General features: G+C 65.8%; 12 protein-coding genes and 3 tRNA genes. 4 read left to right on the forward strand and 11 right to left on the reverse strand.

The genetic code is table 11. From position 1 onward, the window contains the following. Positions 1–52 precede the first annotated feature (52 nt). The 5 genes from clpP to JF515_RS00365 form a co-directional block, all read right to left on the reverse strand. On the reverse strand, positions 53–703 hold the full coding sequence (gene clpP / locus JF515_RS00345; protein WP_203099808.1) for an ATP-dependent Clp endopeptidase proteolytic subunit ClpP: 651 nt from the start codon (positions 701–703) through the stop codon (positions 53–55). A 284-nt stretch (positions 704–987) separates the two neighbouring features. Next, complete coding sequence (tig, locus tag JF515_RS00350; RefSeq protein ID WP_203099809.1) at positions 988–2298, reverse strand: trigger factor; 1311 nt, start codon at positions 2296–2298, stop codon at positions 988–990. A gap of 160 nt (positions 2299–2458) precedes the next feature. After that, a tRNA-His gene (locus JF515_RS00355) sits at positions 2459–2534 on the reverse strand. A gap of 37 nt (positions 2535–2571) precedes the next feature. Next, a tRNA-Arg gene (locus JF515_RS00360) sits at positions 2572–2648 on the reverse strand. Between the two features lie 29 nt (positions 2649–2677). Next, positions 2678–2754 (reverse strand) — tRNA-Pro (locus JF515_RS00365). Positions 2755–2930: 176 nt separating this feature from the next. Between JF515_RS00365 and folD the strand changes: the two genes are divergently transcribed. After that, positions 2931–3776 carry a bifunctional methylenetetrahydrofolate dehydrogenase/methenyltetrahydrofolate cyclohydrolase FolD gene (folD, locus tag JF515_RS00370; protein WP_203099811.1) on the forward strand — a complete coding sequence of 282 codons (846 nt, stop codon included), beginning with the start codon at positions 2931–2933 and terminating at the stop codon, positions 3774–3776. A gap of 51 nt (positions 3777–3827) precedes the next feature. Here the strand turns inward: folD and JF515_RS00375 are convergent, their stop codons facing one another. The 4 genes from JF515_RS00375 to JF515_RS00390 are packed head-to-tail and all read right to left on the reverse strand — an operon-like array spanning position 3828 to position 8699. Then, a complete protein-coding gene (locus JF515_RS00375) occupies positions 3828–4697 on the reverse strand; it encodes an efflux RND transporter periplasmic adaptor subunit (protein WP_203099813.1) in 870 nt (289 codons plus the stop codon). Positions 4698–4712: 15 nt separating this feature from the next. After that, positions 4713–4940, reverse strand: coding sequence for a DUF1656 domain-containing protein (locus tag JF515_RS00380; RefSeq protein WP_203099815.1), 228 nt, complete (start codon positions 4938–4940; stop codon positions 4713–4715). Next, positions 4930–7035 (reverse strand): FUSC family protein, encoded by a 2106-nt coding sequence (locus tag JF515_RS00385; protein ID WP_203099817.1) that lies wholly within the window; start codon positions 7033–7035, stop codon positions 4930–4932. The genes JF515_RS00380 and JF515_RS00385 overlap by 11 nt, the downstream gene beginning before the upstream one ends. Continuing rightward, positions 7017–8699, reverse strand: a complete 1683-nt coding sequence (locus JF515_RS00390; RefSeq protein ID WP_203099819.1) for a glutamine--tRNA ligase/YqeY domain fusion protein — start codon at positions 8697–8699, stop codon at positions 7017–7019. Before JF515_RS00390 ends, JF515_RS00385 begins: the two co-directional genes overlap by 19 nt. Before the next feature lie 85 nt (positions 8700–8784). Here JF515_RS00390 and JF515_RS00395 point away from each other — a divergent pair, with 85 nt between their 5' ends. Genes JF515_RS00395 through JF515_RS00405 form a run of 3 tightly spaced genes read left to right on the forward strand, consistent with a single transcriptional unit; the run spans position 8785 to position 10642 of the window. Next, positions 8785–9282: a peptidylprolyl isomerase gene (locus tag JF515_RS00395; RefSeq protein WP_203099820.1), complete on the forward strand. Its 498-nt coding sequence runs from the start codon at positions 8785–8787 to the stop codon at positions 9280–9282. Positions 9283–9284: 2 nt separating this feature from the next. Next, complete coding sequence (locus JF515_RS00400; protein WP_425305597.1) at positions 9285–9902, forward strand: peptidylprolyl isomerase; 618 nt, start codon at positions 9285–9287, stop codon at positions 9900–9902. Further along, the gene (locus tag JF515_RS00405; RefSeq protein ID WP_203099824.1) at positions 9899–10642 is read left to right on the forward strand and encodes a UDP-2,3-diacylglucosamine diphosphatase; all 744 of its coding nucleotides are present in this window, start codon (positions 9899–9901) and stop codon (positions 10640–10642) included. Before JF515_RS00400 ends, JF515_RS00405 begins: the two co-directional genes overlap by 4 nt. Before the next feature lie 30 nt (positions 10643–10672). Here JF515_RS00405 and JF515_RS00410 read toward each other — a convergent pair whose 3' ends face one another. Both JF515_RS00410 and JF515_RS00415 read right to left on the reverse strand, forming a co-directional pair. Then, positions 10673–11275 carry a tRNA-(ms[2]io[6]A)-hydroxylase gene (locus JF515_RS00410; protein WP_203099826.1) on the reverse strand — a complete coding sequence of 201 codons (603 nt, stop codon included), beginning with the start codon at positions 11273–11275 and terminating at the stop codon, positions 10673–10675. Positions 11276–11373: 98 nt separating this feature from the next. Next, positions 11374–12597, reverse strand: a complete 1224-nt coding sequence (locus JF515_RS00415; RefSeq protein WP_203099828.1) for an Ig-like domain-containing protein — start codon at positions 12595–12597, stop codon at positions 11374–11376. Positions 12598–12713: the final 116 nt, after the last annotated feature.

A 12713-nucleotide genomic window follows, 5' to 3' on the forward strand; every position in this document is an offset into this window, starting at 1 on the left:
GACACCGGCTTTTTCAAGCCCGGCGCACCCCGAGCGCCCCATCGGCCGCGCCTCAGCGACGGCGCAGGACGTCGTCGACCAGACCGTATTCCTTGGCCTGGGTGGCATCCATGAAGTTATCGCGATCGGTATCCCGCTCGATCACCTCCAGGGGCTGGCCGGTGTGCTCGGCCAGCATGCGGTTGAGATCCCCCTTGATCTTGAGGATCTCCTTGGCGTGAATTTCGATATCGGACGCCTGGCCCTGAAAGCCGCCCAGGGGCTGGTGAATCATCACGCGGGCGTTGGGCAGCGCGTACCGCTTGCCCTTGGCGCCGGCGGACAGCAGGAAGGCGCCCATGCTGGCGGCTTGGCCAATACACATGGTGGACACATCCGGCTTGACGAACTGCAGGGTGTCATAGATCGACATGCCGGCGGTCACCGAGCCGCCCGGGCTGTTGATATACAGGTTGATGTCCTTATCCGGGTTCTCGGACTCCAGGAACAGCAATTGGGCAACGATCAGGTTGGCCATGTAGTCCTCGACCTGACCGACCAGGAAGATGACCCGCTCCTTGAGCAGTCGGGAATAAATGTCGAAGGAACGCTCGCCCCGGGAGGTCTGTTCGATCACCACGGGCACCAGGCCCACGTTGGTCGGATCCTGCATCAGGGTCTTCATTTCCGGAGTAACGGAAGTGATCCGGCTCAAATCAATCATCTAGCGCTTCCTTATATCTGGGTTCCCGTGGCGGCCATTCGCCGGCTCTACAGCGGGTATTGGGGCGAGGCGGTCTCGATACAAGGTATCGCCGCGCCTTTCTCCCCGATAGTAAGGGGGGCCCAGTAGGCCGTCCATAAAGGCCGCGCAATATCCGGTTCAACTGCGCAAAACTTGCGCAAATACACCCCATTTGAACGAAAAAACCTCCGAAACGCCGGCTTTTCGGCCTTTCGGAGGTTTGGCTGGGCGCCGCTTACCGGCGCCTGGCGATGGCGGGCGCTTCAGCCCTGCTGGTCGCGGGGCTTGACCGCTTCCTGGTAGGACTGGCTCTTCTCTTCCACCTTGGCGGACTCGAGCACCAGGTCCACGACCTGGTCTTCCAGCACCGCGCCCTCAATTTGTTGCAGTTGCTGCGGGTTGCTGTAGACGAAATTGACCACTTCCTCGGGCTGCTCGTACTGGGAGGCGATCTCTTCCACCCGGGTCTTGACCCGCTCGGCGTCCGCCTGCAGCTCATGCTTGTCGAGGATGGCGCGCATCACCAGGCCCAGGCGCACGGAACGCTCCGCCTGCTCCTTGAACAGCTCCGCGGGCAGCATGGAGGCATCGAACTGCTGGCCGCCACCAAACTGCTGCGCCATCTGCTGGCGCATGCGGTCCACTTCCTGCGCGATCAGCGGCTCCGGCAGGTCGAACTCGTGCTGGCCGGCCAGGCCGTCCATCACCTGCTCCTTGATCTTGCCGGAGACGGCGTTGTTGAGCTCGCGCTCCATGTTCTTGCGCACTTCCGCCTTGAACTTGTCCATGTCGCCGTCTTCGACACCGAACGCCTTCATGAACTCGGCGTCCACTTCCGGCAGTTGCTTGGCTTCCACCTTGTTGCACTTGATCTGGAATACCACCGCCTGGCCCTTCAGCTCCTCGGATTGATAGTCCTCGGGGAAGGTCACGTCGATGTCCTTCTCGTCGCCGGCCTTCATGCCGACGATGCCGTCCTCGAAACCGGGGATCATCTGGCCGGAACCCAGCTCCAGGTCATGGCCCTCGGCGCTGCCGCCCTCGAAGGCTTCACCGTCCTTGAGGCCCTTGAAGTCGATGTTGACGCGATCGCCACTCTCGGCGGCACGGTCCACTTCCTGGTACTCGCCGCGCTGCGCGCGCAGGGTCTCGATCATCTCATCGACATCGGCGTCGGTGACCTCGGCCACCGGCTTCTCCACCTCGATGGCGTCGAAGGGCGCCAGTTCCACTTCCGGGAACACCTCGAAGGTGGCGACGAATTCCAGGTCCTTGCCGGCTTCGTTCTTGGTGGCCTCGAAGCCCGGCATGCCGGCCGGCTGCAGTTTTTCCTGCTCCACCGCTTCCAGGAAGGACTCGCGCATCACGTCGGCGAGCACCTCGTTACGCACGGCGGCACCGAAGCGACGTTTCACTTCCCGCATCGGCACCTTGCCGGGGCGGAAGCCATCCAGACGCACGTTCTTCTGGGCCTCGCGGAGCTTGTTCTCCACGGCGGCATCCACTTTCTCCGCGGGCACACCCACGGTCACGCGCCGTTCCAGACCTGAAGTCGTTTCTACGGAAACCTGCATAACATCCTCTTTGTAAAGACTTTTGGGGCCAGCGGCCGACCCAGCCGGGTCGGGGCCATGCTTTAAAGGGCGGGAATTATAGACAATGCCGGCGCCCCTGCCTACGGGCCGGAACGGCGGCTACAAAAAAGCCTCCGGGGCGACCCGGAGGCTTCGATGTTGGGGTGGCTGATGGGATTTGAACCCACGACCACCGGAGTCACAATCCGGGGCTCTACCAACTGAGCTACAGCCACCACTGAAACCGTTTTTCCGCCTCCACCAGGTCGCCGATGGCACGCCTGGCAGGGCTCGAACCTGCAACCTACGGCTTAGAAGGCCGTTGCTCTATCCAATTGAGCTACAGGCGCTTAACCGATCCCACCGCGATTTCGCCGGCTGGTCGGGGTGGAGGGATTCGAACCCCCGACATCCTGCTCCCAAAGCAGGCGCGCTACCAGGCTGCGCTACACCCCGCGGAGCAGGTCGAGCGAGGCGGCATAATACCCGCGCCCCCCGGGACCGTCAACGACGCCCCGGCGCACGGTGAATCGTTCGCTGGAATATTCGCCAGCTCGGCCGCGCTTTGCCCCGACCCGGCGCCCATGCGAGAATCCGCCCCCTTCCTTGGACCCGACATACAGAGAGACCCCATGAGCGCGCAGATTCTGGACGGCAAGGCGTTGGCACAGCATTTCGAGGACGAGATGCGTGGCCGCGTGGAAGCGCTGAAAGCCAAGGCCGGGGGCCGCACCCCCATTCTCGCCACCATCCTGGTGGGCGCCGACCCGGCCTCCGCCACCTATGTAAGGATGAAGGGCAACGCCTGTCGCCGCGTGGGCATGGACTCCATGGCCGTGGAACTGCCGGAGGACACCACCACCGACCAGTTGCTGGCGCGCATCGACGAGCTCAACAACAACCCGGACGTGCACGGCATTCTGCTGCAGCACCCGGTGCCGGCTCAGATCGACGAGCGCCTGTGTTTCGACGCCATCAGCCTGGGCAAGGACGTGGACGGCGTCACCTGCCTGGGCTTTGGTCGCATGGCCATGGGCGAGGAGGCCTACGGCTGCGCCACACCCAAGGGCATCATGCGCCTGCTGGAGCACTATGAGGTGCCCCTGGAGGGCAAACACGCCGTGGTAGTGGGCCGCAGCGCGATTCTCGGCAAGCCCATGGCGATGATGCTGCTGGAGGCCAATGCCACGGTCACCATCTGCCACAGCCGCACCCGCGACCTGGCCGGCCTGGTGGCCCAGGCGGACATCGTGGTGGGCGCCGTGGGACGGCCGGAATTCATCAAGGCGGACTGGATCAAGGACGGCGCCGTGGTGGTGGACGCCGGTTTCCACCCCCGGAAATGCGGCGACATCGAGCTGGGTCCGCTGATCGACCGCGTGGCGGCCTACACGCCGGTACCCGGCGGTGTCGGTCCGATGACCATCAACACCCTGATCTTCCAGACCCTGGAGGCCGGCGAAAAAGCCTTCTCCTGAGCGTACGGCCAAAACGCCCGCGGAACACGGTAGGAGCGGCTGAAGCCGCTCCTACTTAACTATGGCAACGCTGGCGGTCATACCCGCCACCAGCGTCAGATCCGCCGGCACCTCGCCAAGCTCGATGCGCACCGGGATTCGCTGGGCCAGACGCACCCACTCAAAAGTGGGCGATACCGGCGGCAGGCCCTGATCGGCGCCGGCGGTGGCATTGGGGTTGGCGATGCCCCGGGCGATGCCGGCCACCCTGCCCTCCAGCACCCGGTCGGCGCCCAGCAGCCGTACTCTGGCCCGGTCCCCGGCTGCCAGCCGGTGCACCTGGGTCTCGCGAAAATAAGCCTCCACCCAGAACGAGTCCCCATCCACCAGGCTCAGCACCGGCTCCCCGGCGCGGGCGTAGTCGCCCTGATGGGCCAGCAAATGGGTGACGAACCCGCCCGCCGGCGCACTGACCCGGGCCCGCTCCAGATTCAGCCGTGCCTCCTTGAGCGCGGCCCTGGCGGCGTGCAGATCCGCCCGGGCCACCTCCGCCAAGCGGGTGGCGGACTCCCGTTCCTCCGACGACACCGCCCGGCCCAGCCGCTGACGACGGGCCGCCTCGTCATCGCGCAGGGTCAGTTCCTGGCGGCGGTGCTCCAGCTCCGCCTCCGCCCTTTCCACCGCCAGCCGGTAACGTTCCGGGTCCACCGAAAACAGCGCATCGCCGGGGGCCACCCGACCGTTGTCCGCCACCGCCATGGCGGTGATGCGCCCGGAGACGTCCGGCGCCACCTGGATCACCGCCGCGCGCACCCGGGCATCCCGGGTCCACAGCTGATGCACGTAGTGGAACCACATGAACCAGACGGCGATGGCGGCGACCAACACCAGCGCGCCGGTCATCAGCGGGGCGCGCCAGCGGCCCGGGCCATGTTCAGACATGCGCATGCCCCCTCATCAAGACCCTTCCCACAGTAAAGCACTCCCGAACATAAACAGCGCCAGCGCCACCGCGCACAGCACCAGGAACACACACAGGCCGGCCAGGGCCGGATGCCAGAACCAGCGATAGCCGTCGACCCTTCCGATCAGCCGGTTGACCGGCCAGAACAGCAGCAGCGCCAGCACCAGCACCGGCAACAGGGGCGGCAGCAGCACGCCGCCCAGATCGATTTCATACAACATCCTGGTTCCTCAGGCCCCGCCAGGGCCGATCCGCGGAGCCGGCCAGGAAAAAGCCGGCATAGCGACGGATAATACTGATCTGCAGGCGCAAGCGCACAACCGAGCGCACCAGCCGACGACGCTCACCGGGGTCCAGCTCCGGGCCGTAGGCGCGCTGGCAGCGGCGCAGCACCGTGTCCGCCTGGGCGGTAAGCGCCAGCCAGCGGTCCTCGTCGCCGTCGCGCAGCACCCTTTGGGTGTCGCGGATCAGGCGGGTGATGGCCAGCGTCTCATCACCGGGCAACCCGCGCCGGCAGAGCATGTTCAGATACAGCAGCCCGAGCCCGAGGGTGACCGCCGCCAGAGCCCCGCGCAGCAGGTCGCCGTCCTCCGGGTTGTCCGGATTCAGGTTTGGCAACAGCAGACCGATACGGTCATAGAGCTGGCGTTCCAGACGATGGCGCGGCCAGCGGCGACGGATCGGCCAGCGTCCCAGGGTACGGCAAAGATCCCGACACAGCCGTTGACGGGCCTCGGCGGGGGTGTCGCCGGGCCACACCAGCATGAATGCCAGCACCGCCAGGACCATGCCCATACCCAGAGAGAGCACGTTGTTGAAAAGCGGTAGCGCGTCGAAATTCTGCAGCGGCGACAGGTCCAGCAACAGCGGGAAAAAGATCGTCACCGGAATACCGATGCCCGCCGTGGCCGGGCGCGCCATGGCCAGCCCGGCCAGCACATAGACCGGCGCCAGCCAAAGCACCAATTCCGCGAAGCCATCACTGCCAGGCAGCAGTACCAACCGGTACAGCGTGGCCAGCGCCGCCGCCAGGGCCGCCCCTTTGATAAAGCCACGCACCGCCGCCAGTGGATTGTCGCGGGTGGCGAACAGCGCGCAGATCACCCCCACCTGGATCGCCACACCGGCGCCCTGGGGCGAGGCGCTCCAGTACCAGAACGCCAGGGCGCCACTCAACGCCAGGGCGGCGCGCACGCCGTTGCGCCAGGCCTGGGACGGGTCCAGATGGGGCCGCGAGGTGCCGCCGCGCCACTGCACCAGCGGCGCCCGGTCGGTGAGCATGGCGAACAGCGCCACGCTGGAGCGCAGCCGGTCGCACAGCTCGGCGCTGTGCTCCAACGCCAGTTGCAGGGAATAGAAGCGCTCGTCGTTGTTGTCACGCTGGCCGCCACGCAGTTCCCGCGCCAGGGTCCGGGCGCGCACGTACAGGCCATGCAGCGTGTCGCGCAGGGCCTCCGGCGGCGCCTCCGGATCAAGGGCGGCGATGTCCGCCAGCAGCGCGGTGACGAGGGGATGGTGGTGCCGTTGCGCGTAGCGGTTCACGTAGGCGTGCAGCGGCCCCACCGAGGAGATCATCGCCAGCATCTCATGGCCCAGGCGGCGGCACAGGCCGGCGCGGTTGCGCAGTCGCGGGGAATCGAACAGGGCGTGTTCGCGCAGGTTCTCCAGCGCCATGCCGTCGGCGATCAGGGCCTGCCGGCGGGCCCGCAATTGATCCCGGTCCAACTCACCGGCGGCGGTATCGGCCACCAGCCGGATCAGTGCGATCAACTGCGCGCGGCTGCTCTGCAGGTAAGCGCCTCCGGCGGAGCGCGGCCACACCAACACGCTGAGCAGGCTGACACAGACGATGCCCAGGCCGATCTCGGTAACCCGGGCCACCGCCAGGGAAAACGTCTGGTCCGGGGTCATTACCGCCGGCACACCGACGATCAGGGCGCTGTAACCGGCCAGCACGAAGGCGTAGGCGCGGAAATTACGCAGCAGGCTGGCGCAGAAGGTGCACACCCCGAGCCACAGCACCAGCGCCACGAAGAACAGCGTTGGCTGGGGATTGAGCCAGGCCACCAGGCCCACCGCCACCAGGGCCCCACCCAGAGTCCCCAGCAGGCGATAAAGCCCCTTGGCCACGGCCATGCCACCCAGGGGCTGGGCGACAATATAAACCGTCATCAGGGACCACTTGGGCTCATCCAGCCCCAGGGACAGGGCGATGTACAGCGCCGTCATGCCGGCGGCGAAGGTGCGCAGACTGAACCGCCACTCCCGCGCCCCGGCCTGACGGACGAAGGCGGGGATCAGGCTTCCCGGGGCCAAGATTCCCGCAAGCCCACGGTGCGGTTGAACACCAGGCCGTCCGCGTTGCTATCGCGATCCACGCAGAAATAACCTTCGCGCTCGAACTGGTAGCGGGTCTCCGCCGGCACGCCATCCAGGCGCGGCTCCACCACGCAACCTTCCAGCACCCGCAGGGACTCCGGGTTGAGGTGATCGAGGAAGGATTCACCCTCCGCCACCCGGGCCGGATTGGCCACCTGGAACAGGCGGTCGTACAGGCGCACCTTGCAGGGCAGGCCGTGGCGGGCGCTGACCCAGTGGATCACGCCGCGCATCTTGCCCTGCCCTTCGTCGTTCTCCGGATTCTTGCCGAGGGTGTCCGGATCATAGCTGCAGCGTACCTCGACGATCCCGCCGGCGTCGTCGCGCACCACCGATTCGGCGCGTACCACATAGCCATAGCGCAGCCGCACCCGGTCACCAAGCACCAGCCGCTTGTATTTCTTGTTGGCCTCCTCGCGGAAGTCCTCGCGATCGATGTACACCTCCCGGGTCAGGGGCATCTCGCGATGGCCCATGGCCTCGTTCTGGGGATGCAGCGGCGCCTGCAGCCACTCCTCCTGGTCCTCCGGCCAGTTTTCGATCACCAGCTTGAGCGGGTTGAGCACGCAGAAGGCCCGCGGTGCGTGCTGGTTGAGATCGTCACGCACCGTCTCCTCCAGCACGCTCATGTCGATCACCGAATCGGCGCGGCTGACCCCCAGGTTCTCGCAGAAGTTGCGGATCGCCGCCGGTGTGTAGCCGCGCCGGCGCAGACCGCTGAGCGTGGGCATGCGCGGGTCGTCCCAGCCGTCCACGTGGCCTTCGTCCACCAGCAGCTTGAGGCGGCGCTTGCTGGTGACGGTGAAGTTCAGGTTGAGCCGGGCGAATTCGTACTGGCGCGGCCGCGCCGGCACATCCACGTTCTCGATCAGCCAGTCGTACAGCGGACGGTGGTCTTCGAACTCCAGGGTACAAAGACTGTGGGTAATGCCTTCTATGGCGTCCGACAGCGGATGGGTGAAGTCGTACATCGGGTAGATCACCCACTTGTCACCGGTCTGGTGGTGCGCCTTCTTGCGTATCCGGTAGAGAATCGGGTCGCGCAGATTCAGGTTCGGGCTGCCCATGTCGATGCGGGCCCGGAGCACCGCCTCGCCCTCGTCGAACTCGCCGGCGCGCATGCGCGCGAACAATGCCCGATTTTCTTCCACGGACCGGTCCCGGTAGGGGCTGTCCTGACCGGGGGTGGTGAAATTGCCGCGCATTTCGGCGATTTTCTCCGGCGATTGGGTGTCCACATAGGCCAGCCCCTTATCGATCAGTTGCAGGGCGTAATCGTGCAACTGGTCGAAATAGCCGCTGGCGAAGCGCACCGGCCCGGTCCACTCGAAACCCAGCCACTCCACGTCCCGCTGGATGGACTGGATGTACTCGTCCTCTTCCTTCTCCGGGTTGGTATCGTCGAAGCGCAGGTGGCAGGCACCGCCGTAGCTTTCGGCGATGCCGAAATTCAGGCAGATGGACTTGGCGTGACCGATATGCAAATAACCGTTGGGTTCCGGTGGGAACCGGGTCACTACACGGCCATCGTTTTTTCCTTCGGCCAGGTCACGATCGATGATCTGTCTGATAAAATTGCTGGGCGCTTTTGCTTCACTCATTGAGCCGCCTACGGCTGAAATACGGGGTGCGCTAGTGTACAGTGCGCCCCCCTACAGTCAAAGACTCCCAGGACCCGGAGACCCCATGAAAGTGCTGTTGACCACCACCTACGGAAAGATCCTGCTGGAACTGGACGCCGAACGCGCCCCGGCCACCACCGAGAACTTCATTCAATACGTCAAGGACGGCCACTACGACGGCACCGTTTTCCACCGCGTGATCAGCAATTTCATGATCCAGGGGGGCGGCTTCACCCCGGACATGAGCCAGAAGCCGACCCGCGAACCGATCGAGAACGAAGCCGGCAACGGGCTCTCCAACGAGGCGGGCACCATCGCCATGGCGCGCACCAGCGACCCGCACTCCGCCACCGCCCAGTTCTTCATCAACGTCGCCGACAACCACTTCCTGGACCAGGCCCGCTCCCCGGACGGCTGGGGTTACGCCGTGTTCGGCCGGGTGGTGGAAGGCATGGAAACGGTCAACCGCATCAAGGCCGTGGACACCGGCAATAAAGGGTTCCACCAGGACGTGCCCCGGGAGGACGTGCTGATCGAATCCGCCGAGGTGCTGGAAGAATGAAGGTGCGCGCCCTGCTCGCCGCCCTGCTGCTGCTTCCGGGCCTGACCCTGGCCGCCAACCCGCGGGTGGAGCTGACCACCAACCAGGGCGACATCGTGCTGGAACTGTACCCGAAGGCGGCGCCGGAGACGGTGGCCAACTTTCTGCGTTACGTGGACGACGGCTTCTATGAGGGCACCGTGTTCCACCGGGTGATCAACGGCTTCATGATCCAGGGCGGCGGCTTCGACGCCGACCTCAAGCAGAAGGACACCCGGGCACCGATCCACAATGAAGCGGACAGCGGCCTGCGTAACGAACGCGGCACCATCGCCATGGCACGCACCGGCGACCCGCATTCCGCCACCGCCCAGTTCTTCATCAACCTGGTCCGCAACCGCAGCCTGGACCACACCGGCAAAACACCCCGTGGCTGGGGCTACGCGGTGTTCGGCAAGGTAGTGGACGGCATGGACACGGTGGAACGCATCGCCACGGTAGCCACTGGCAGCGGCCAGATCGCCGGTGGCCCCCGGGTCCGGGACGTGCCGCGCACCCCGGTGGTGATCGAGAAGGCCCGCCGCCTGAACACCGACAATGACGACGCCAACCCCCAGCAAGACGACAACGCCGAGCAATGACTTACAGCCTGCTGATCTCCGACCTGCACCTGGACCCGGAACGCCCGGCCCACCTGGCGGAACTGGAGCGCCTGCTGGCCGGGCAGGCGGGCCATGCCGAGCGCCTCTATGTGCTCGGCGACCTGTTCGAGGCATGGATTGGCGACGATGACGACAGCGCCTTCAACCGCCAGGCCATCGCCGCCTTCCGCGCCTTCGCCGACGCCGGCTCCGAGCTGTTCTTCATGCATGGCAACCGGGACTTCCTGCTCGGCGAGCGCTTCGCCGCCGACTGTGGCGGCACCCTGCTCGACGAGGGCACGGTGGTGGACCTGCACGGCACCCGGGCGCTGCTGATGCACGGCGACAGCCTGTGCACCGAGGACCAGGCCTACCAGCAGTTCCGCGCCATGGCCCGCAACCCCCAGTGGCAGCAAATGATGCTCGCCAAGCCCCTGGAAGAACGCCGCGCCCTGGCCCAGGGCATGCGCATGCAGAGCAAGAGCAACAACGCCAACAAGGCCGAGAACATCATGGACGTGACACCCTCCGAGGTGGCGCGGGTGATGAACGAGGCCGGCGTCACCGAGCTGATCCACGGCCACACCCACCGCCCGGCGGTGCACGACGTGGACCTGGGCGACGGCGCCCGTGGTCGCCGCTGGGTGCTCGGCGACTGGGGCAGGCTGGCCTGGTGGATCGTCGCCGACGGCGACGGCCTCCGGCTGGAAAGCTGGGAGATCAGCGCCCCCACTGAGTGAGGGATCGCGGTCGGACGACCGCGACCCTGACTACGCCGGGACGCCGGAATGAAACCGGAACGCCTCGTCCGGTTCCTCGATCAGCGCTCTCTCCTTCTCCTTGAAGAACACCAGACGCTCATCAATGGGACCGTCCGCGTAGAGACGGGCCAGGCGCAGATAATCCTCGAAATGGCGGGATTCGCTTTTCAGCAGGTAACGGTAATAGCGACCCAGTTCCGCATCCACATGGGGCGCCAGGGCGGCGAACCGTTCGCAGGAGCGCGCCTCGATCAGCGCGCCGATGATCAGGGTATCCACCAGCCGGCCCGGTTCCGAGGTACGCGCATGGCGGCGCAGGCCCTGAGCGTAACGCGACGGTGACAGATGATCATAGGTGACACCGCGCTCGCGCATCATGCCCACCACCTGCTCGAAATGCAGCAGCTCCTCGCGGGCCAGTTGGCTCAGGTTGTCCAACAATTCCGGACGGTCCACGTAGCGAAACATCAGGTTCAAAGCCGTGGACGCCGCCTTCTTCTCGCAGTGGGCATGGTCGATCAACAGGATATCCGGGTGCGCCAACGCCCAGCCAATCCAGGCGTCCGGCGTCGGGCACGGCAGGAAGTCGCGCAGCGGGGTTATGTCAGTCATGGCCACCTCGAGAAAGACGGCGCCATTCTACAAGCCCGCCGGCACAAAACCAGCCCGGGTCAGCGGGCCGCCGCGCCGGGGCACGGCGGCCATGGCGGTCAGGTCGGGGGGCAGCCACCATCGTAGTCGGTGGGGAAGATCCGCGAAATCAGCGCGTACAGAGCCGGGTCATGGCTTTCCAGCTCGTCCCGGGTGTTGATGCTGTTGTGCAGCCCATTGGGCGGATCCGATTCCAGGTTGCTGTTGAACCAGCTTTGCACGCCCTCGGCCCAGTACTCCTCCACGTTCTCCGCCGCGTAGGTGTTCTCGAACAGGCCGTTGTCCAGGGCGTTCTGGTAGGCCGCCGCCAAGGCGGTGCCGAAGGCCGGATTCAGATCGCGCAGGGCCATCACGTCCACGGAATGGGCGAATTCATGGAGAAAAATGTCTTCGTGCGCGCCGTTGGCCTGGTAAGGGTCGCCGGCGTAGCAGAGCACGTTTTCCTCGGTGCCACTGGTCACCGGGCGTGCCTTGGTGGCGCCCAGGCCGCCCCGGGCGCGCTCGTCCCAGGTGCCGCCGTCAATGGGGAACACGGTGTCCAGGTCGGAGTAGGCGGGGATTTGCGTGATGCCCTCGCCGTCGGCGCTGACCGCCGCCAGGGTGCCGTTGTCGATCATTTGCGCGAGCAGATCCTGACGCAGGCTCATCATGCCCAGGATGGTCTCGCAGGCGTGCCACAGCGCCGCCGACGATACCTGATCGCCGCCCAGCACCGGCAGCCCGTTGGCGTCGGCGTACTTGGAATAATAAGCCTGCTGCTCGCTGTTCAGATTGAGGCTGGCCGGGGGCGCGCCCACGGCGCAGTCGTAGTCCGCCACCGCCCGGGCGGTGAAGTCCCAGGAACGGGCGTCCGCCAGGGTCTCGCCGCTGCTGTCGGTGATGCCGTCCAGCCTCACGGTGTAGCTCTGCCCGTCCACCAGGTCGGCGTCCGGAATAAAGATGACCACCGAGCCGTCCTCACTGTAATGGAAGGAACCAGTCACTTCGTTGACGCCGGCGGTCACGGAAAAGCTTTGGGCGTCCACGCTGGCCGGGTCCACCGGGGCTGAGAACACCGCCACCACCGGGTAATCCGCCTTCTGCTCGGCGCCGTCCATCGGGCTGTTGGAGCTCAGAGTGAAGCCGTTGGGACCGGGACCGCCGCCCGGATCACCACCGCCGGTGCCAGGATCGGTGCCTCCTCCTCCGCTACCACCACCACCGCCGCAGCCGGCGATCACCAGGGCGCATAGCCCGATCAGTGCCGGCATACCGGCGCGCTGTTTGCTTCCAAGCCAATTCATAGTTGTTTCCCCTCTTCCATCGTTTCAGCGTGTTGTTCACGGTGCTCCGATGCTGACCGAGGCCCGTCGACGCGGATACTCCCTAATAAGGGGAGTCGCTCGGCGCCGGTTCACCA

It is taken from the genome of Alloalcanivorax marinus (assembly GCF_016785095.1).
Classification (GTDB): Bacteria; Pseudomonadota; Gammaproteobacteria; order Pseudomonadales; family Alcanivoracaceae; genus Alloalcanivorax; species Alloalcanivorax marinus_A.

Coding starts and splice junctions, on each gene's coding strand:
- clpP (WP_203099808.1), bottom strand. CDS start 703: ATGATTGATTTGAGCCGGATCACTTCCGTTACTCCGGAAATGAAGACC.
- tig (WP_203099809.1), bottom strand. CDS start 2,298: ATGCAGGTTTCCGTAGAAACGACTTCAGGTCTGGAACGGCGCGTGACC.
- folD (WP_203099811.1), top strand. CDS start 2,931: ATGAGCGCGCAGATTCTGGACGGCAAGGCGTTGGCACAGCATTTCGAG.
- JF515_RS00375 (WP_203099813.1), bottom strand. CDS start 4,697: ATGTCTGAACATGGCCCGGGCCGCTGGCGCGCCCCGCTGATGACCGGC.
- JF515_RS00380 (WP_203099815.1), bottom strand. CDS start 4,940: ATGTTGTATGAAATCGATCTGGGCGGCGTGCTGCTGCCGCCCCTGTTG.
- JF515_RS00390 (WP_203099819.1), bottom strand. CDS start 8,699: ATGAGTGAAGCAAAAGCGCCCAGCAATTTTATCAGACAGATCATCGAT.
- JF515_RS00395 (WP_203099820.1), top strand. CDS start 8,785: ATGAAAGTGCTGTTGACCACCACCTACGGAAAGATCCTGCTGGAACTG.
- JF515_RS00405 (WP_203099824.1), top strand. CDS start 9,899: ATGACTTACAGCCTGCTGATCTCCGACCTGCACCTGGACCCGGAACGC.
- JF515_RS00410 (WP_203099826.1), bottom strand. CDS start 11,275: ATGACTGACATAACCCCGCTGCGCGACTTCCTGCCGTGCCCGACGCCG.
- JF515_RS00415 (WP_203099828.1), bottom strand. CDS start 12,597: ATGAATTGGCTTGGAAGCAAACAGCGCGCCGGTATGCCGGCACTGATC.